The sequence below is a fragment of the Streptomyces sp. NPDC012935 genome (assembly GCF_042900345.1).
Lineage (GTDB): Bacteria > Actinomycetota > Actinomycetes > Streptomycetales > Streptomycetaceae > Streptomyces.
In genome coordinates this window covers 24,980-44,992 of record NZ_JBIBBC010000031.1, presented here as the reverse complement: position 1 = coordinate 44,992, position 20,013 = coordinate 24,980, and the positions used below count along the sequence as shown (strand labels likewise).

13 protein-coding genes are annotated in these 20,013 nt (G+C 68.3%); 6 read left to right on the top strand and 7 right to left on the bottom strand.

From position 1 onward, the window contains the following. From ACFY5C_RS39960 to ACFY5C_RS39945, 4 genes are all read right to left on the bottom strand, one after another. Positions 1 to 542 (bottom strand): AAA family ATPase (locus ACFY5C_RS39960; protein ID WP_389454854.1); only part of this gene is annotated, 542 nt, incomplete at its 3' end. Then, on the bottom strand, positions 542 to 2,278 hold the full coding sequence (locus ACFY5C_RS39955) for a Mu transposase C-terminal domain-containing protein (protein WP_389454852.1): 1,737 nt from the start codon (positions 2,276 to 2,278) through the stop codon (positions 542 to 544). The genes ACFY5C_RS39955 and ACFY5C_RS39960, both read right to left, overlap by 1 nt. Positions 2,279 to 2,360: 82 nt before the next feature. Further along, positions 2,361 to 3,716 carry an AAA family ATPase gene (locus tag ACFY5C_RS39950; RefSeq protein ID WP_389454850.1) on the bottom strand — a complete coding sequence of 452 codons (1,356 nt, stop codon included), beginning with the start codon at positions 3,714 to 3,716 and terminating at the stop codon, positions 2,361 to 2,363. A 1,138-nt stretch (positions 3,717 to 4,854) separates the two neighbouring features. Continuing rightward, entirely contained in the window at positions 4,855 to 5,247 is a 393-nt protein-coding gene (locus ACFY5C_RS39945; RefSeq protein ID WP_389454848.1) for a hypothetical protein, read from the bottom strand. Positions 5,248 to 5,860: 613 nt separating this feature from the next. Between ACFY5C_RS39945 and ACFY5C_RS39940 the strand changes: the two genes are divergently transcribed. After that, positions 5,861 to 7,372: a toll/interleukin-1 receptor domain-containing protein gene (locus tag ACFY5C_RS39940; protein WP_389454846.1), complete on the top strand. Its 1,512-nt coding sequence runs from the start codon at positions 5,861 to 5,863 to the stop codon at positions 7,370 to 7,372. 417 nt (positions 7,373 to 7,789) lie between these two features. Here ACFY5C_RS39940 and ACFY5C_RS39935 read toward each other — a convergent pair whose 3' ends face one another. Further along, positions 7,790 to 9,400: a restriction endonuclease gene (locus tag ACFY5C_RS39935; protein ID WP_389454844.1), complete on the bottom strand. Its 1,611-nt coding sequence runs from the start codon at positions 9,398 to 9,400 to the stop codon at positions 7,790 to 7,792. A 609-nt stretch (positions 9,401 to 10,009) separates the two neighbouring features. Next, positions 10,010 to 10,180 (bottom strand): hypothetical protein, encoded by a 171-nt coding sequence (locus tag ACFY5C_RS39930; protein ID WP_389454842.1) that lies wholly within the window; start codon positions 10,178 to 10,180, stop codon positions 10,010 to 10,012. A 109-nt stretch (positions 10,181 to 10,289) separates the two neighbouring features. Between ACFY5C_RS39930 and ACFY5C_RS39925 the strand changes: the two genes are divergently transcribed. Next, positions 10,290 to 15,551 carry an AAA family ATPase gene (locus tag ACFY5C_RS39925; RefSeq protein WP_389454840.1) on the top strand — a complete coding sequence of 1,754 codons (5,262 nt, stop codon included), beginning with the start codon at positions 10,290 to 10,292 and terminating at the stop codon, positions 15,549 to 15,551. Continuing rightward, positions 15,548 to 16,723 (top strand): hypothetical protein, encoded by a 1,176-nt coding sequence (locus tag ACFY5C_RS39920; RefSeq protein ID WP_389454838.1) that lies wholly within the window; start codon positions 15,548 to 15,550, stop codon positions 16,721 to 16,723. The genes ACFY5C_RS39925 and ACFY5C_RS39920 overlap by 4 nt, the downstream gene beginning before the upstream one ends. Before the next feature lie 233 nt (positions 16,724 to 16,956). Here the strand turns inward: ACFY5C_RS39920 and ACFY5C_RS39915 are convergent, their stop codons facing one another. Continuing rightward, positions 16,957 to 17,580, bottom strand: a complete 624-nt coding sequence (locus ACFY5C_RS39915) for a hypothetical protein (protein WP_389454836.1) — start codon at positions 17,578 to 17,580, stop codon at positions 16,957 to 16,959. Positions 17,581 to 18,083: 503 nt separating this feature from the next. Here ACFY5C_RS39915 and ACFY5C_RS39910 point away from each other — a divergent pair. The 3 genes from ACFY5C_RS39910 (at position 18,084) to ACFY5C_RS39900 (ending at position 19,915) form a co-directional block, all read left to right on the top strand. Then, complete coding sequence (locus tag ACFY5C_RS39910) at positions 18,084 to 18,455, top strand: hypothetical protein (protein WP_389454834.1); 372 nt, start codon at positions 18,084 to 18,086, stop codon at positions 18,453 to 18,455. A gap of 240 nt (positions 18,456 to 18,695) precedes the next feature. Beyond that, on the top strand, positions 18,696 to 19,118 hold the full coding sequence (locus ACFY5C_RS39905) for a DUF5959 family protein (RefSeq protein ID WP_389454832.1): 423 nt from the start codon (positions 18,696 to 18,698) through the stop codon (positions 19,116 to 19,118). Positions 19,119 to 19,144: 26 nt separating this feature from the next. After that, positions 19,145 to 19,915 carry a transposase gene (locus ACFY5C_RS39900; RefSeq protein ID WP_389454830.1) on the top strand — a complete coding sequence of 257 codons (771 nt, stop codon included), beginning with the start codon at positions 19,145 to 19,147 and terminating at the stop codon, positions 19,913 to 19,915. Positions 19,916 to 20,013: the final 98 nt, after the last annotated feature.

Here is a 20,013-nt window from a genome sequence, read left to right as displayed (position 1 = left end):
ACCTCGCTGGAGGTGAGGCGAGTGAAGTGCTGCCAGATGAAGATTCGGGAGGAGAGCATCGGCTCGCGGCGCAGCACGGTGTGACAGCCCTCGCCGCCGACGAAGATGATCGCGAGCTGGGTTGAGGGTTCGTCCCACAAGTAGCGGAAGTACTCGAACGCCTCGCCGTTGAGCCACTGGGCCTCGTCGACGAGGAAGGTGCGGGGGTGTTCGGCCAGCGCGGTTTTCAGCAGGCGGTCGAACTCGCTGGGGTGGCGGGGCGGCTCGCCGGGCAGGTCGAGGGCGGTGAACAGCTCGTAGCGCACGGCACGGGCGGTGGGGCGGGCGCGGAAGGTGACCCGTCGGACGTCCTCGCCCGGTTCGAGTTCGCGCAGGCAGGTGTTGACCGCGAGCGTCTTGCCGTGGCCGGCGCCGCCGTGGATGCACATCATGGCGCGGGCGGCGACGGTGTCGGTGATGTTCTCCCGCGCGGTGAGCAGGGCCCGGGTGGTGACGACGGCCGCGTCGGGCAGGTCGACGTACTGGTAGGCGTCCTCGGTCATCAGGCGTCTCCTGCCAGAGCGGGCGGGGTGCGCCAGTGCGCCGGAGGCGGGGCGGGCGGGATCAGGTCGGGCAGTGCCAGCCGTGCGACGTCGGTGTAGTCGGCGGCGGCGAGTTCACGCTCGGCCTGGGCAGCCGTGACGGCTCCCAGCCGCTGGGCGGGCTCCGCACTGGTGGTGGGGGCGAAGCTCTGGCGGCGCACGCGTTCGGCGGCCTTCGCGTCGGCGCGCAGGCGCCGGGCGCGCTCCGCGCGTGCCTCGCGCAGAGCCTGCAGCTGCTCGGGAGTGGCCGCGTCCGCGAGGTGCGCCGGGCCGAGGTGGCGGCCACGGGCATCGCAGACCTCGATCTCGTGGTCGTGGTGCGGCATGTAGCGCACGCGAACCTGGCGGCCGGCCTGGCCGGCCATCCACGCGGCGGTGTAGGTGCGGCCGCGCCAGCTCACACCGTGACTGGTCAGCTTCCGGGGACGGCCCTCGTCCTCGAGGGTGAAGGCCCACAGGTCGGCGGCGGCGATGTCGGTGACAGGGGTCGGATCGGCCTGCCACGCCTCCAGCGGCGTACGGCCCGACAGCGCTTTCGGGCGGTGCGCGGTGTTCCACCAGTTCGTCCACTCCAGAACCTCCGCAGTGAAGTCCTGGAACGACAGGGCGGACACCGCCCCCGTGGTACGTCCGCGCCGCTGCGAGCGGGGCCCGGTGGGCCCGGCGGTGTATCCGGGCAAGGCGGCCAACAGCATCCGGTCCGCAGCCCGGTTGAGGCTTTCCACCGTGCCCTTCAGATGCGGGCTGTAGGGGGGCAGGTCCTTGACCGTCACGCCCATCGCGCCGAGCGCGGTGGTGACGGCGGCCGACAGGAAGTCCTTGCCCCGGTCCATCCTCACCAGCTCCGGCACTCCCCCGGCCGGGCCGTAGGGCTCGTCCCGCACCACTGCGGCGCGCAAGGCGGCCAGTACCGACGCGCGGGAGGGATGGCCCGGAGTGACAGCGGTACCGGTGATGACCTTGGTGGCGGTGTCGATGAACCAGGTGATCCACGGGCGCACCAGGTCGCCGTCGGCGTCGACCAGCAGCGGGGCCTGGACGTGGTCGGTCTCCCAGGCGTAGTTGCGCCATGACGCCGGCCGCTTGCCGAACACGTCATGGGCGCGTGCCGCCTCCGGTCCGACGGCGAGACCGGCGCGCTCCCCCGCCGTCAGATCACGGCGCAGCGCGCGCAGGAACGTCGACAGAGAGGGGACCGGATCCAGCAGCGGCACCTGCGACAGGGCCGCCCCGCCCGGAACAGCCACCAGGCCAGGCGGGACGGATACGGCAGCGCCGGACGCTTGCGCGCGTACGCCCCCGGCCTCGGCCGCGGCGCGCTCCATGAGCTGGCGGTGAACTGCGGAGGCGTTGCCGTGCCAGTACGCCAGCAGCACCCGGATCTCCGCGGTGATCTCGAACCTGCTCGTGTGGCGGGCTCCAGGATGCGCAGCCGCCGCCGGGCTCTGGGATGCCTCGGCCAGCCACCGCCACACCGTGCGCTCCGACGCCCCCAGGCACTCCCCCGCCAGCCGCACGTGCTGCCGCGAAAGACCGCCCCGGGCCCTCAGCGCCAGCAGACGACGCACCGCAGGCGCCCGCAGCGCAACCAGCGACTGCTTTCCGAGCACACCCGCCGGATCCCCCGGCAGCGGCCACTGCCCTCCCGCGTCAACGCCGTGGCCGCCGTTGGTGTCCTGCGGTCCGTTGTCCGTCATCGCGCCGCCTCTCCTCCTCGCCGAACGGGATGAGGCCCTCTGCCGTCAAACCCGGTGTGCCCCGGGCACGTGAGAGGGGCCGTCATGAGTACGGACCGAGCCGGGCACAGGCCTGGTCGATCGCGTCCCGCCCCACACCCGCACCGGGGTCGCGGCCCCGGGCAGCGCAGACATGCGAGGTGATCTTCGCCCAGGTGCGGAAGTTGCCGCGGGCGGTCTGCTCATCCGCCCGCACCAGGCCGACCGGATCAGCGTCCTCCCACACCGGGTGGAACAGACCCAGAGTCCGCGGCACGTCCTCCGTGTCGAGGCGGCTGACCTGGTGCCAGGTCAGGACCCGGGAACGCATCGCCGCTGCCCGGGCCAGCGCCCGCTCACTGCCCGCCCCGCACAAAACCAGGGCAGCCGCACAGCCCGGCGAATCCCACAGCTGCCGCAGATAGTCCAGCACCGGCGGCGACAGACGCTGCGCGTCATCGAGGAACAGCACACCCGGCTCGGCCAGCGCCTCCGCCAACGCCTGGTCGGCCGGTCCGGCACGGTGCGTCAGCGACCCCGACGGCAGCCCCAGCGCCTCGCACAACGCGGCCCGCACCTGCGGCAGCCCGGGCCCGACCCCCACCACCGCCCGCCACACCGGCACCCGGCCGGGCAGCAGATGCAGAGCCTGCTCGACCGCGACCGTCTTCCCCAGCCCCGTGTCCCCGTACACGCAGCCGATCCCCCGCGCGGCGACCGTGTGCCCCACCGCCTCCACCACCCCGGCCACCTGCCGCGTGGACACCAGCCGCGCCCCCGGCGCGTACAGGCGCACCCCACCCGACACCCGGGTACGCGAAGCGGTCTTCACCGCGCCGGGCCGCGGTTCACCGCCCGTCCCAGACGGCTCGGTATCCGGGCCGTCCACGACCGGCGGACCGTTCGCACCGTCTGCGGAGCCGAGTTCGGCCAGTGCCCGGTCGTACCGGCTCGGCTCCACCCGGCCCGACGCCGCGCGGGCGACCTGAAGCACCCGGCCCGCCCGCAGCTCGTCCTTGATCGCGCGGTGCAGCGTCGCCAACGACGGCACCACCTCGACACCCCACCGCTGAAGCACGCCCTCGTCCTGCGCCCGGAGCATCCTGCGGCGCAGCTCGGCGACGTTCCCGCCCACCTGCGTGAGCACCTCCCACAACGGATCGCCCACCGTGAACCCACCCTGCCGCCGCCGCGCCTCCACCCGCCCCTCGCGCCCCTGCTGCAGCCACCGCCACACCGTCCGCTCCGACACCCCCGCCAAACCGGCCGCGATCCGCACATGCAACGCCGACAGACCGCCCTCGCCCCGATCCACCGCCAGCAGCCGCCGCACCACCACGGCCCGCTCCACCCGCCCGGCCACCGCCGAACCAGCCGGACCCGGCACCGCCTCCCCCACCGAGGTCTGTAAAACCGTCACACGGCCAACCCCACCCGCCCCGGCCACCCACCCGTACAGAAAATGGCAAACCCAACACAATCGGACCACGACCTGCTAACCACACCCGTGACAGCCACCCAGTCACCCCATGACAGCAACCAGTTCCACGACCCGGCCCCGCGGACTGCCGTCAGCACCCCGTCCCGCCGACAGCGCCCTGTACTGACCCTGGCCCACCGAAGAAGGCACCGGCATGCCGGCAGTGGCGGCAACTGCCATCCCGGCTCAGCGAGTCTCACGCCCGACCGGTCAAACGGCACCTGCGTCAAGAAGGCGTGCCCACGCCTCTTCCTCAGTCAGAGGTGAGGCGCCGACAGTCAGCGACGTGCCCGGTGGAGGCGTCGATCCAGTACTGGCTTATGGCGTCCGGGCCGGCTCTCCAAGATGTGCTCGCATGTTCGGGCTCCTGCCGCGAACTCGGCGCCGGTGCGTGCCGTCATCGCCCGGAAGAACGCCCGACCATCCGGGGACTGGCTGCTGGTCGTCCAGCGATACCCGGGACCGTCCAGGAGTGCCCTGTCGACGAGACTTGTGCCGAGACCTTGCCGCTGCACTTCCGGGGAGAGCGAGATTTTCGAAATGACGCCCCGCTCGCACTGATGACAGACCTTCCACACGAGCCGCGCATCGGATATCCCGTCACGGCCGTAGACGCGAACATCCTGGAAACCAGCAGGCCGCGTCGCGGCGTGCAGCAGGAAGAACCACTCGGTCCTCGGACGGCGAAGAAGCATCCACCGCCAACGAAACTCATCCAGCCCGTCAGGTGTCCTCATCGGAGCTCCCTCGCCAGTCCACTGCCGAATCCGAGTCTCGCGGGCGTCCCTGCGGTTGTCCTTCAAACCGTAGGAACAGCCACCTCCACGACAGCCGACCCACCCCACACCGGCCAGAAAACAGCAGCCGCTTGGTCACCTCATGACAGCGGGCCTACCCGCAACTATCCCCATGAACAGACACCCAGCACCCTGTCCCGCTGACACCCACCCAATGCCACCAACGCGCCCGCTCACAGCAATGCAGCAGAGACGACTGTGGCCGGAGGGCGGCAGGCAGTCGAACCGGGGACCCCGTCAAGGCCGTTCGGCAGCAGGCTCCGTGGGGCCGCCGGGCTCCATCATGGCCTTGAGCCGGACACGGAACGCGGCCTGCTCAGCGGCCCGCGCCTGCTTCTCAGCCTCGTCCTCCGGTCATCGTCCTCGGGTTCCTCGTAGTCTTCGTACAGCCATTTCTCTGCGGCTCGCTGGAGCGCCTTCTCGAGCATCCGTTCCTCGTAGTCCTCGTACGTCTCGTCCGGATGGATCTGCCCGGTGCGGCGCTTGATCTCCTCGTCTCGCTCGCGGCGTTCGAGATGCTCCTGCACGGCAGGGTCGGCGTCCGCGCACGTGTACCAACCCCTGCGTGGCAGCGGCTCAGGCGGTCGCTGGCGGTCCTCGATGCGCTCGAGGACCGCATGCCACTCGGCGGTGTCCGCGGCGCTCACGTCGAAGGCTTTCAGGAGCGCGGACATCTGCGCATGGCTGGGCTGTATCTTCCCTCGCAGGATCAAGTGGGCTGTCGAGCGCGTTACACGGTGCCCGTGGGCCTTGGTCGTCTGCTCAATCGTGCGGTAGGAGGGTCGGCCGGCCTGCAGGCGCAGGCGCGTCAGTTCCTCACCCAGGGAGGCTGGGGAGCGGACCTGTCGGGCGCGTCTGCCCCGGCCGGTCAGGTGCGGTCGGGCCTTCTCGATCGCGGCTGCCTTCCACAGGCTCCGGGCTTTCGATTCCCGCCACTGCACGGAGTAGGTGCCGGAGTCACCGGCAGCGCGGGCATAGGCGAGGACGGTCTCAAGCGGGGGCAGGTGGGTGCCGCGAGCGGGCGTCCCTCTGCGTGGGCTGCCGGACAGCAATGCGGACCTGATGGAGTTGCTCGAAGTGCGCTCCGCCTCCTCGGCCAGGCCGCCGCAGCTTTCGTCCGCGTCGCCAAGTGGGCATCCTGGCCCGGCGGAGGAAGGTGGCTCACACTCGCCCGTACCGGCTGATCGTGTGCATCCGCTGGGACTGAGACGTCACATCGACCGAGTCGCTGATCCGCCGGTTCTGAAGCAACTCCCGCTGTCAGAGCGGGGACTTATCATCCGACGCATGAGCGACGAAGTGGTCAAACACGTCTTCATCTCCTATGTCCATGAGGACTCGGGTCAAGTGGATGGCCTCTGCGCTGTCCTGAAGGCGGCACAGATCCCGTACTGGCGAGACCGCCAGGACCTGGGGCCGGGCGATGCCTGGAGAGCCAAGATTCGCACGGCGATCAGGGACGGATCACTCGTCTTCCTGGCCTGCTTCTCAGAGAACTCCCGGGCCAAGGACAAGTCATTCATGAACGAGGAACTGGCGCTTGCTGTCGAGGAGTTGCGCCTCCGTCCGCCGGGACGCGTCTGGCTGATCCCGGTGAGATTCGACGCAGGAAACGTCCCCGAATGGGACCTGGGGGCAGGGCGCGCGCTGAGCGACCTCAACTACTCAGACCTGTTCGGGGAGGAACACACGGCCAACCTGGTCAGACTCGTCACCACGATCGGTCGTCTGCTTGGTGAGAGGAGGCCCGACCCGGCTACCGCACTTGCCGCTGTCGAACAGTCGAAGGCCGCGGACCGAGTGGACCTTCTCAAGCGGCTCACCAAGGAGATGCTCCCCGAGCCCTCGCGACGCATCGAGTTGGACGACCTGGTCTCCCAGGAAGTCCAGCGTGTTCTCGCTGTCCTGAAAGATCAGAACCGCGTGACCGGACCGCTGATCGGCACGAACGAGGAGCAGATCGTTCGCATCGCTGAAGAGGCCCAAGACCTTTGGGCCCTCTCCGAACCGCTGTGCGCGTCGCTCCAGGTCGCGTCACGATGGGGAACGCCGGAATCGTTGACGCCATGGACGAACGGCATCCGGTCTTTCGTGGCAGCGGCGGTCAGGCCGGAGAGCGGGAATTCAGCCCTCATTGGTCTTCGCCATATTCCCGGCATGGTGGGCATCATGACCGCTGCGCTCGCCTGTACGTCGAGTAGCAACTGGGCCAACCTCAAGTCACTTGTCGTCGACCCCTCCGTCCGAGACCGCTACGAACACAAGCCGGCGCCAGTCATCGACATGACGGATCCGTACCAGCCGTTCACCACCACCACGGACTTGATCGCCAACGCTCTCGCGCGCGCCACCTTGACGGGTAGGGACTTGGGCGACTCGTTGAAGGACTTCACGGAACGCAACAACGGCCGGTATCACACGCCGATTGCCGAGTGGCTCCACCACATCCTTCGCCCGGTCTTCTCGGACCAGTTGCCGGACGATGACACGTACAGCACGGAGTTCGACCGGGCAGAGGCGGTGCTCGGGGCGCTCGCGCAAGATGTGACGAACGTGCGTGCGGCCGCAAACCCAGAGGGGCGGTCATGGAGCCGCACCCACTGGTACGGGCGGCCGGCGTGGCGGTCCGGAAGCCACGGCAACCCAGGCGCCGACCTGATGCACGAATTCGAGACTCAAGGCGCCCAGTGGGGCCCTCTCAAGGGTGGACTGTTCGGCGGCAACGAGGACCGCGCCCGCGCTGCGTTGGAGGCCTACCTAACGTCCTTCAATAAAATCGCGGGTCGGCCGTTCTTTTAGCGGGCGTGCCGACTTCTTCGAATTGGGTTCGTACAGGCGCCCTGCGTAAGCGCCTGCGGGAGCCAGCTGCGCGCGAGGATGGGGTCACGGCTGACGACCCCGCTGACGCTGCTGCGCACCCAGTGCAGATTCCCGCGCGAATCCACGCGGTGGGGCCGGGCTGGCGGCAGTTGCTGGAGCGTCTGCATGAGCAGGTCCGCGCGGACCTTCCCGACTACCGTCTCCTCGATCTCAAAGAGAAGCTCGGCGGCTTGCGCCTCTACGTGGACAAGCCGCCGCCGGGCAGCGGCGGCACTCTGCGGAGTCCGATCGCCCGAATCGGGGTGGAGGCGGAGCGTACCTGTGAGTGGCTGAACGGCAGGCCGGGCACAGGGACAGTGGTCGGCTACTCCCGGCGCCCGCCCTGCGTATGACGCTTCACGCCAATCCGATCTGCCCCGGTAGACGCCGGGTATCGGGAGATCTGTCTTCGAGGGTGTGGCCGTGTTCGAGGCTTTTGAAAACCACGGCGCTTTTGGGGGCCCAGTCGGCGTGGAAGGTGGACCAGGTGCGGCAGGCCGGGCAGTCCCGGCCGATCAGAAACGGGCGCAGCAGGTGCAGCGTGCCATCGGTGTCGCGGAGGTAGAGGCTGCCCTTCTCGAGGTCGTTACTCGATGAAGTCATGGTGCGGGTCGGGACGACAGGGTGGTCTCCGGCCAGTTCGCGGTATTCCACCTGGGCGCTGCGGGCGAAGGTGTCCCAGCGGATGTCGGTGACTTCAATCAGCTGCAGGTCGGCCAGGAAACGAGCTCGTTCGACCAGGCGGGTCAGGTCGGCGAAGGCGACGTCGATGGCGTGGGGCAGGTCGATTGGGTCGACACGCCGCAGGTGGGCCTGGTCGTTGCGGCGTTCGCTCAGGGCTTGGCGGGCCTTCTCGGCATCCGCATGCGCCAGCAGTGTCCGGATGTCATTGAGGGGGTGGGCTTCGGGAAGGTTGTTGAGCTGTCGGCTGGTCGCGGCTTCGTTGAGTACATTGGCCCAGTCGCCGAAGCCGGGGCCGCTGCGCCCGCCGGCGAGCTTGTCCCGGATCGCCGTCACGGCCCCCAAGGTGATGTTCTGGGCGTGAGCGAGGGCGAGGACGAGCTGGGCGACGTAGCACAGCAGTTGCTCTGCGGTGTTCAGGATCGCGGCGTAGGCAGTCTGGGCGTCGCCGGCGCTGATGCGAGCCTCGGTCTCGCGCCAGCGGCAGGCGACGGGGTAAGGAAAGCGGGTGCGGACGCTGTGGCCAAGATCGTCGAGCAGTGAGGCTGCTTCGACTCGCGACCTCAGTGCGCGGCCGGAGTCGATGACACGGGCACGTGAGCGGGCTGCGGTCTTTCCCAGGAAGACGGACTCGATCACCGACTCGGCCTCCTGCTCCCAACGTTTGAACTGCTGCTTGGCGGCCGTCATTTCGTCGAGGGCCTTGGTCAGCGCCTCGTCGGGCTGCGGAACAGGCAGCACGGACAACGCTTCCATGGTGGTGGTTGCCAGCCGTGGCCCGGCCAGAGTCAGGGCGAGCGGAGTACGCAGAAACAGGGTGATCAAGCGGGCCTGTGGCCGGGAGAGCGGCTTGATGGGCCTCAGGACCACCACCTGGTCGGACGCAGCCGCGGGAAGGTCGTCGTCACCGGCCTCGGCGGTGAAGAAGCCGTGCGGGGGCACCATGAACGGGGCGATCAGGCGGCGGATCACCAGGTCTCCCGCAGCGATTTGCTGATCTTCCGGGATGGTCGCCCACAGGGTCTCCTCCGACGGCGGGGCGATCGTGCCGTCCCGGCCGATGTCCCGTGGCCGAACCATGCGCACCCCGTCAGGGTCCTTCGATGACGTCAGCTGCTTGCTCCCCTTCAAGGCTGCGTCACTGAAGGAGGTACGGTGGAATGTGAAGAGATCACCGAGAGCATTGACGGCTCCGAACCCTGCCAGGTCCTCGCGGCGCTGAAGGATGTGCGGGTCGAAGCGATCGAAGTACAGGCCCTGTTCAGGGCCGGGCGGCTCCCGCAGCACATAGCCGTACCTCCCCTACCGCCCTGCCGGGCCAGCAGCCGCTCGAAGTCCTTGACGACAGATGCATCATCGGGGCGAGGGCGCGGCACCTGGAAAACCTTCAGGACCGGCCTGGTCTGTGCACGCGGCCGCAGGAGGACAACCGCCGATTCCACATTCGCGTGCAGTTGCGTCAGCATGCCCGCCCCATAGACCACCAGCAGTGTGTCCCAGTGCTCGGCCACCTTCGTGCGCATCTCGGCTGCCCAGGGCTGGTCCGATACCCAGGCGGACGCGGGAAGCAGCACCGCCATCACAGCATCGGGTGAAGGCGGGCGGCAGGAGATCATGACCTCGGCGTAGAAGGAGTCGGAACCAACAGCACAGCGCCCGTCCGACTCCGTCCTTCGCTCCCACGTCGGTGCCAGGAGCAGTGGTCCATCGGCGAGAAGTTCCCCAGAACGCGCGGCCAGTTGATCCCATGGCAGCTCGCCCACGCTCTGCCAGGCCTCCGGTGCCCGAAAGACCAACTCGTTCCTCTGGGCGAACCGGACGCTGCTCAGCACAGTCGGCGAGCCCTCAAACCCGATGGCAACCAGCTGTTCACTGAGTGACGACAACCGTGTGGTCTCACCACACCCCCCCAAGCCTGATGTGCGCATTCCTGCTGACGAAGCCTAGAGGTTTTTGATCATTGCCATCCCTGATTCGTTGCTTGCGCACCGGATAGTCATTGGAGAGCGCCTGCTGCACGAGCAGTGGGTGACAGACCTGTTCCCGGGCCAGCTGGATCTTGTACACACGGTCTCCCCTTGGGTTTCCGTTCAGTCCCGGTAAGTCAGGGAGGTTAGGGTGACCGCGACGCGCACCATGGGGGGTGCCAAACGAACAAGGCACGCTGGAGGTGAGCATGGGGCTGCGCCCAACACACCTTGGCTACGCCTACCAGGACCTGCTCACCGCGCTGCGACTGGTGGACCTGGCGGTGGGACGTGCGAATTCCCTGCTGGTCGACACGAAGATGTTTACCGGGGACCGATTCGATGACATCACGTGCGAGTGGGACACCGGCAGCCGCGAGCGGCTGCAGATCAAGCACACGGATCACGACCGCGCGTTGTCGCTGGAGAGTTTCACGAAGGACAAGCGAGGCCTCCGCCTGGATCTGCTCTTCTCCTCCATGGAACACGACTTCACCTCGGGCCCGGGTGCCTCGCATCGCCTCGTCGTGCGCGACACGGAACCGGAGGATCCCGAGCTGACCCGGGTGCTCACCCCGGTCCACGCGAGCACCGATCCCGGGCCTGCACTGCACGGCCTGAGCAGCAAACGGTTCCGTTTCGACGCCGCTGCGCTGCGTGCACACGCTCCGTGGAAGGAGATGCTCGCACAGGTCAGTGATGACCTGCTCAACCGCGCTTGCGCCTCCCTGGTCGTCGACACGGATCTTCCGGCGTGCTCGCTCAATATCCGTGAGCCCGGGCCAGCCGAGGTGGCCTTGCTGCATCGCATCACCGAAGAACTCGGTGCCGGACGGCCGCCGAACCGGCACCGCATGCCCGAGGAGGTGGCGCTGGCCCTGATCGAGACGGCCAAAGCGGCGCGCAGCCGGGCGGGGACCGTGATGGTTGAGGACTTGCTTCCTCGTCTGGGCCTGGAAGTCGATTTCGGAGCGGTCCGTGAGGGACATCCGGTGGACCGTGCCACCGAGCTGAGACGTCCTACGGTGCTCACGGGCGTGGTCGCGGCCGTGAAAGACGCTGCGCAGCACGGGGGTGTCGTGGTGGTCACTGGCGCTCCCGGCATCGGCAAGTCTTGGTTGTGTGAGCAGCTCGGGGATGCGCTGCGGGAGACATGGCTGGCGGTGAGGCATCACTGCTGGCTCGGCGCCGCGGACATCGACCGGGAACAGCGCGTGCTCACCGAGGTCGTGGTCGGCAGTCTGCTGAAGCAGCTGGGTACGGCCGTTCCGGAGGCGCTGGCGCAGGTCCGGCCACGCTACGCGGCCACGCCGGAGACGCTCACGGCTGCGGTCACTGCTGCGCGCGGCCTGGCTCCGGACCGGCCGATCGCGCTGATCGTGGACGGTATCGACCATGTCAGCCGGGTTCTTGGGTCCACTACCGGCAGCGCCTTTCGTCCTCAGGTGGACCCGGCGGCTTCTCTGGTCGCGGACCTCTCCGCCCTGGAACTGCCGCCCGGTGTCGTGCTCGTCCTGGCCAGTCAACCTGGCCCTCACCTCGAGGCCGTCCACGCCGCCGATGCCTCCCGTCTCACCGTTGCCCCGCTCGACCGCGCCGAACTGCATGCTCTGGCGGGCCGTCTGGGCGTGCTGACGGTCCTGGCGTCCTCGCCTGCCGGTGAGGGGCTCGATCCCGCTGCGCGGGTGGAGGCCGCGGTCGCACTGATCGATGAGCGCTCTCGAGGCAATGCTCTGTATGCCACGTATTTGTGCCGGCAGGCCGTTGGTCCTGCCCCGCGCCTGGGAGTGGCGCCGGATGGTGCCGGCGATCCTCTGGAGAGGTTGCGGACGGTGCCGTCGTCGGCGCATGACCTCGACGACTACTACGCCTATCTGCTGGCCGGTCTGACCCCCGGTCAGCGTTCTGCTGTCAGCATGCTCGCGGTCTGCGACTTCGCTGTGACCGCATCGGAGCTCGAGGAGATTTTCCCGCTGCCCGGAATGCAGATCGGTGCCGCGCTGAACAGCGTGGCACCGATCGTCGCGCAGCAGCCGGGTATCGGCGGACTGAAGATCCATCATGAGAGCTTCAGCCGCTTCATCCGCCGGGTCGACGGCGACGACGGGTGGGTCGATCAGGTCCGGTCCCGGGCCGCTGACTGGTTGTCCCGTCGGGGCTTCTTCACCGATCCTCGCGCCTTCCGGCACCTGCCCGAACTGCTGGCCGCACTGGGGCGCGATGACGAACTCGCTCTGCTGATCGGGCCCGATTTCCTCTCCTGTGCGATTGCCGGGCTGCAGCCTCCTCAGGCCATCGTCCACACTCTGACCGTTGCCGCGCGGAGTGCGGTGGTCCGCAGCGACTGGCCCACTCTGGTGCGCTGCGTCGAACTGAGCCGGGCGCGGGCGACGTATGAGGACGAAGGTCTGCCGGGTTCCCTGGTGCCGTATGCGGATGTGCTGGTGGCGCTGGTGGGAGCCGTCCGCGTGGCGGCGAGCCTGATGTATGAGGGTGTGCCAACGATGTCGGCTCGGTGGGGCCTGGAACTGTGTGCGGCGGTCGACCGGGCCGGCTGTGCCGCCCCGTGGGAGGCGTACCTGACGGCCTGGGACGAGGCACGCAAGGATGAGCGTGTCCACTACGGTTCCGAGAGCGATGAGTCGGTGTTCCTGGCGGAGTTGCGTGGACGGATCCGGTTGCCGGCCCGGGCTGCTGACGATGTCGAGCTCGGGCAGGTTCCGCGTACGCTCGCGCAGCGGGTGACCCGGTTCCTCGACCAGGAGGCTCTGACTTCGCCTGAGCGTGCGCTGGGTGTGCTGTTGGACTGTCTGGGTCCAGACCCGTTGCTTGAGAGCGCGGAGCTCATCGAGCAGCCCGATCGGCGCGCGGCCCTTTTGCTGCACCTTGCGGACGCCCATGGCACCGTGGGCGGCGCGCTGCCGTCTGCCCGCGCGCTGGCCACCGCGGCCTGGGCCAGCGGGCCGTGCGACCCGCGGCGCCTGCTCCGCCATGGCGTGGCGGTGTCAGACCTTGTCGAGGAGATCTTTTCCGGGGACATCGCCGCGGTTCTCGCGGAAGCAACACAGGATGTACTGACCGACCGTGCCAGCGGCCTGTCCGGCCCGGTGAACAGGTGGCTGACACTGCTGGCCGTGGCCCATGCCGCCGATCCGCAGGCGCCCGCCCGACTGCTCCCCCTCCTGGACGGCGATGGCTTCTACCGTGCCTGGCTGCGCTTCACCCTTGCCACCGTCGGCCTGCACCGCGACATCGAGGCGGGCACTCTCACAGCCGAAACCGCGTCCGCCACCGTGCGTGTGGCGCTCGAACAACTTGCCCAGCATGCACATGCGTTCGCGGGCAGCCCCCGGGCCTGCGATCTTGCGGACATCCACCGGCAGGTGCGGCAGGTGCTGCACGACGCCGTCGCCCTGTTGCGCGGCGATGATGTCGCTGTGGGCATTGCCTCCCTGCAAGCTGTCAGCCAGGGCACCACCACCTCTCTCATGGGCATGGCCGGAACCGGTCCACTGATCACCACGGAGCTGGTGTCCCTGCTCGCCGGGAGCGTCGGCCAGGCAGGGTCCGACGTCGTGCACGAGCTCATGCGCACGCTGCGCGAAGCGCAAGCCGAGCGCCGTGCTCTGTATGCGGAGGACGCCGACTTCGAGCTTGAGATGGCCCGCGTGAGTCTCGCCTGCGACGACCCGCACGAGGCACAGCGATGCTGGGAGCGCGCCGCCCGCTACATGGGGGCATACGGCGGCCACAAGGACATCACCATCGAGGAACTGCTGGATCCGCTGCCTCAGCTCATGCAAGCCGATCCCGTTCAGGCGCAGGTGCGTCTGGCGCGTGCGCAGCCTCTTGTCTATCTCGTCGCGGACTGCACCGACGGACGGGGCACGGCGGGAACGCCGCAGGAATGGTGGCGTTCCCTTGCACGCCTGGATCCGCGGGGTGCCGCGCAGTTGGGCGCCCAGGTGCTGCTGGCCGAGCCCGGGCTGCCCGATGGCCGGGTGGGCGCGGCCCACCGGCAGCTGCTGGCCACGCAGGCTGACACGGCCGACCCCGTCGTCCTGGCCGCGCTCCGCATCGCCGCTGGACCCGATGGCCGCAGCATCCAACAGGACGTTGCTCTACTCACAAGGCTTGCTGACCTGCCCGGCGACGACGCAGCCCGTGCATCGCGTCTCCTGCCGGTGCTGGCCAATGCGATCACCTCTACCTACGACGACCAGACACTGATCGCCGCATCGCAGGCTGCCGGGGACGAGCCCACTTCTGCGCTGCGCACAGCAGCACAGCGTTGTGGCGGTGAGGGCGGCTCGCCCTGGGCGCCCCGCCCCGTGCCCAACAACACCTCACGTGACTGGTTCGGCCCCGAGAAGCGCCCAACCACAGACGCGTATCTGCACGCCCAGCAGCGCCCGACGCTGTCAGAAGGTGTTGCTGGCGCGCTTGCCGCTGTCCGTGACCGCGTCAGCAAGGCATACGACGCCCCCTCGGGCCCACGGTGGTCGAGGGATGCCCTGGCCAATGCGGTCGGGTGGCGGCTCTTGGAGATCATCGACTGTCAGGGAACAGAGGCAGCCGCCCAGTTCCTGCACCGGATCGCCGACGAGACGAACGCCTCCAACCCTCTTGAGCTACTGGCCGACCTCGCCGTGGGGCTCCGCTTGCGCCAGGACAGCGATCCTGGTGTCTTCGGCCCGCTCGCCGCTACGGCCGGCATGCTCGCCTACACCAAGATGCGAGGCGCTGGGGGATGGCGTTCCTTCGGCGGCAATGACCGGCTGGATCTGTGGCAGCAGGCGCACTCCGCGGACCCGGCCACCGCAGCCCGCAACCTCGCAGACCAGGTGGCCCACGCCGTGGCCGAGGCGTCCTACAGCCGCACTATCGGTGTCAGCCTGGCTCTGGTCTCGGCGTTCGCTGTTCAACCTCCGCTTGCTTCGCCCCGGGCTGTCAGCGCTTTCGCCTGTTGGGATGCGGCGTTTGGCGTCATCGCCCACCGTCTGCCGGGCCGTGCACGTCTCGGTCAGGGGGCCTACCACCCGGTGCCGGAGCAGGCGACCCAGCACGACATCGACACCGCGCTGTGCGAGCTTGCGTTGGCCACGATTGCCCTGCCCGAACGTGGCGACAAGCGCCGCGCCCTGATCGCAGCGACGATTCTGCTGGCCAGCCGTTCCGACCAGGCGCAAGCAGCCCTGGCGCGCATCCTCTCCTTCGACCTCGGCGCTGGCCCCCTGACCTGGCTCCTGACCGTCCTACAAGGCCACCTGCCCGACGGACCCTTGGATGCCGCGCTCCTCGAACAGCTCGTCACGCTGTGCGGCAGTGACGAGCTGTCCGTCCGTGCGGATGCCTCCGCCATCCTGGCGCGCGCCGGTCATCAGGCGCCCGCACCCGCGGCAACGGCAGCACATCCGACACTCGCACGCGCCATCGCCGCCGCCCTCTCCCCTTCCGAGGGCAGCGCATGAACAACCCTCGGGAGTTCGCGACCCACCTCGTCGACCACTTCCTGGGCGATCGTCTCGACGCCGCCGGCAGTCCGGCCGGGCTGCGCGAGACCGTCATCGACCTCGTGGTCGATGCCCTCCCCCACGTCGAGACGCTGATGGGCACACAGCTGGATCTTCTGGCCAATGGACGCCGCAGCCAGCTTCCCGACGCCTACCTCGCCGACCAGGCCGCCGCCGAAGACTCCCTGCAGCGCGCTGCCGCCGGCCTGCGTGCCGCGCTTGCCCAAGCGGGACATCTCGGCAACGCCCAGAATTTTGAACGCGGCGCGGCCGCGCGACTGCGCGATGCCCCCCGCGCGGCCCTGCGTGGCGAACTCGCCCGCATTCCCCGCCCTCTGACTCGGCCCGAGGCGCTGGTGTGGTCGCTCGATCCAGCACCATGGTTCAGTGACAGCCAGCAAACGGATGAGCCCTGGCCGCCTTCCGGCTTCGCTTCGGTCGCGGGCCTGGGGTCCCTGCCGGGAAACGCCATGGCCTTTGCTCGCGTGGGTGAAGGACCACACGAGGGCTGGGTACAGATCGGCTTGTTCGAGCGGCAGCGCACTCCTGCACGCCGATACCCGGGTCAGCCCGCCCGGCAACTGCAGATCGCCGTCGGCCTGGAAGCCCTCGACGACGACCCGCCGCCCGGCACGCTGCCCGCCTCCCAGGCCCCCTGGCAGCTGTGGACCACCCCGTGGCGGCGCCTGGGACTCGGCCTTACGACCGAGTCAGCAGCCGAGCACATCAGTACCGCAGACCAGGCCTTGACGGCCCTCACCGACGCTGGAGTCACTGGCCTGATCGATACGCCTCGCCCTCGAACCCTGAGCGGCCTCGGCCTGCCCCTCTACGTACTCGCACCCGCCGCCAGCGTCGTGGCCGCACTCGGACTTGAACCCACAGCGGGCATCTGCGGGTTCAGCCTCAGCGACGCCACCGGTGAGGCACTGATCTGCCGCCAGTGGCACGGTCACCTCGTCCACGACGGAAACTACGAACCGCTCCTGCCCGCGGTCGCGGGAGCTGATCTGCTCATCCGGCCCGATCTGTTCGCCCGGCTGCACCACACGATCGGCGCCGCCCGCTGCCGAGCCGGCGTCAATGTTCACCACATGTCAGCTGACGACACCCTCAACGACGAGGACTGAGGGGCCCCCGCCGAACGACGCTCCCATCAACCCGCCTTCATGTGGCGGGCGTGCCGCGGCCTGATCATCCGCGTCGGCGGCCGGGCGGGCAGTCGGTCAAGCTACCTGAGGGTTTTGCGGAGCCGTGAGCTCGTGGACCGTGACAAGGCCCGTCGCCTCCTGCCTTGCGGCTACTACCTGCTGGCCAGGGCCTCGGCATCCTCGAACGACGGTAGCGCGCGAACACCACACGCTCACGGGTTCCGGATGTTCGCCTGGTCCAGCGCGGTGGCATCCGAGGCGGCATAGAGGAACTCCAGGAGCTTGCCGTATGCCTTGCCGTGGGCTGCTTGCTGTTCTGCCCCGTGTTGCGGCGTCTCCGTTCCGTTGTCCACCGCATGCAGCCAGTCGATGACTGCGCCAAAGTCATCTACCAGGGCGCCAGTTGCCGCTTGAGCCCCGTTGGCCATCGGAAAGGGGCCTTCCACGAAGATGACATGCATGAGCCGGCTGAGGTGTTCGTTCAGAGCACGTGCTTCGTTCCAGAGGCGGCGGGCGGCTTGGCGGCGCTCCTCCCGCTCCTCAGGCGGGTCGCTTGCAGCGATGCCTCCCAGCTTGATGGCCGCATCGCCCAGTGCCCGGTGCACTTGGCTCCAGCCTTCGGCGAAAGCCAGGTAGGCGCTCTTGCGTGAATCGCTCAGAGCACGAGCCCGGTCAGCTTCTATCTGAAGGCGAGCTTGACCTAACTGCGTCTCAGATTGAATCTTCGCCTGTTGCTCTGCCTTTCTCCCGGTAATCCATGCGGATGCCGTAGCGCCGACGGCGCCGACGGCAGCGCCGATGACGCCGCCGAGGAGTCCTGCAAATCCTGCGTCCATGACGTGAATTCTGCTGGCCAGGCGTTGGGGTTACCAGTGGGGCGCGATCATGTGCCCCCGGCCGGGCCGCTGAGGGAGCTCACTGCTGGACTTCACGAGCTGTACGTCGCCGCGGGCTGCCCGAGTCTGCGGGACATCAGCGATTCCATCGCCGGCAACGACAACGCTCCTACGACGGTGAGCCACGAACGTGTGCGGCAGGTCCTCACCGGTCATGGGGAGAACGCCAGTTGTGCGGTGGTCGTCGCCATCGTCATGGCTCTCGCCGGCATGGCCCGGCCGGTTCGCGATGCCGAGGCCGAGGCCGAGCGGTTCTCACGGCTATGGCGCGTCGTGGCCGGTCTTGAGCCCTGGAAGCCCTTCCGACCGGATCTGGTTGTGCGAAACGGCACTGGTCTGCTCCCGCATGCCGATGACGACGCCGTGCTGAACGTCCGTCGTTTCGCGGCCGTTCGCCCCAGGCCATCGCTCGCCATATGTGCCAGGTCGGCGCTGACGAGCGTGTGGAGGCGTTCCTCACGGGCCTGGTCCGGCTGAGCGACGCCATGATGATTGTCCGGCTCGTCGAGCAACTACGGGTGACCGCCCTGCACGAGACTGCTGAGCGGCTGATCGACCTGTCTGCGCAACACCTGCCTTTTCACAGTCTGGACTACCTCCTGTGGCTCTTCTACAAGGAAGACTGGCGCCCGCATGTGCTCTTGACAGCTGTTGCTCGTCACCGCGCTCCCGGCGAGGTGTGCGAACTGCTGCGGCAGATGCTCGAACGCCAGCTCCCAGAGGCGGAAGCCCTGCATAGCCTCTTCAGGGAGCTAAGGAGCGACGATGACAATGCGGAACTGGAACAGATGCTGGAAGAGGCCGATGCGGGCTAAAGGCTGTTGCAGATCGGCGATCACGGCAGGTTCCGGCCACCCGCAGCAAGGTCAACTGCCCGATTGCGCGACGATTTCCACCGTTCTGGTGAGGCCTTCGAAGCCCCTGCTGCGAGATCGGTCCGCGTTCTGCAACAGCCTTTAAGGGTTGTCCCGCATGTCAGGCCGCGGCTGTCATCCTGGCCGGTGCGTGAGAGAGGATCAGGGCAACCTGGCCCATCAAGTGTTCAAGAGGCAACTGTGGTTGACGGCGCGCAGACGCTCGAGCTCTTCCGGTTCGCAGATACGGTCCAAAGCGTCGCCGTTGAGGTGAGATGTGGTGCGCCTCTGACGATGGGCGAAGAGCGGCGCTACCCAGCAGAGATCGTTCTGAAGAGCGGCTTTGTCAATGGGCGCATCGGTCTACAGGTATCGCATGAGGATCTGGACGAGTGGGAGCGTTGCCTCGATGCCCTTCAGGCTGAGGAGGGCGCCGAGTGGCCGGCCGGTGGCCGCAGCGCCTGGGTGGACGTGGTTCCCGATGACCCGGTGGGGGTGACTGTGCACGACTCGCCGTCGACGCAGATTGCGGTGCGTGTACCGATCGACGTCGCCTCGGATTGGCTGGAGGAAAACCGGCTTCGGTTGGACCGCGTCCGAGCGGCTGTCTCAGCGTCCTCATAGGGCTCGCAGGGTGTGATGATCTTCGTGTGGCTGGAGTGATCACGGCGTCGGAGTCGTCTTGGATAGCACCGTTCACCGGGCTGAGCCCGCGCTGCTTCCGCAAGTTGGTGACTGCACTTCGTCGCGACGGAGCGGGCGCGGTCCGGCGGGGTCGGCCGTGGAGCCTGCCGTTGGACGACCGGGTGCTGCTGGTCGCGGCCTACTGGCGGACGAACTTGACGTTGCGCCAGCTCGGCACCCTCTTCGGGATCTCGAAGTCAGCGGCCGACCGTGACATCGACCATCTTGGGCCCCTTCTCGCGCTTCGGCAGCGTCGACGGTTCCGTAAGGACACCGTCCTCGTCGTGGACGGCACCCTGGTGCCTACCCGGGACCACACGGTGGCTGAGCAGTCCAAGAATTACCGGTACTCCACCAACCACCAGGTGGTCATCGACGCCGACACCGGCCTCGTAGTCACGGTCGGTCAGCCCTTGCCCGGCAACCGCAATGACTGCAAGGCATGGGAGCTGTCCGGAGCGAAGTCCGCCGTCGTCCACACAACAGTGATCGCCGATGGTGGCTACCGCGGCACGGGACTGATCATCCCGCACCGCCGTGAACCCGGGCAGGCAGAACTTCCGGCCTGGAAAGAGGAGCACAACCGCTCGCACCGCAAAGTCCGCGCCCGCGTCGAGCACACCTTCGCCCGCATGAAGGGCTGGAAGATCCTCCGCGACTGCCGCCTCAAGGGCGACGGCGTTCACCACGCGATGCTCGGCATCGCGCACCTTCACAACATCGCCCTCGCTGGATGACCCGCGGGGCCAGACGCAGGGTCCGCCGACTCAGCACTGCGACCATTGCGGGACAAGCCTTAAAGGCCGTTGCACAAGGCTCTGAGCTGGGCATCTCC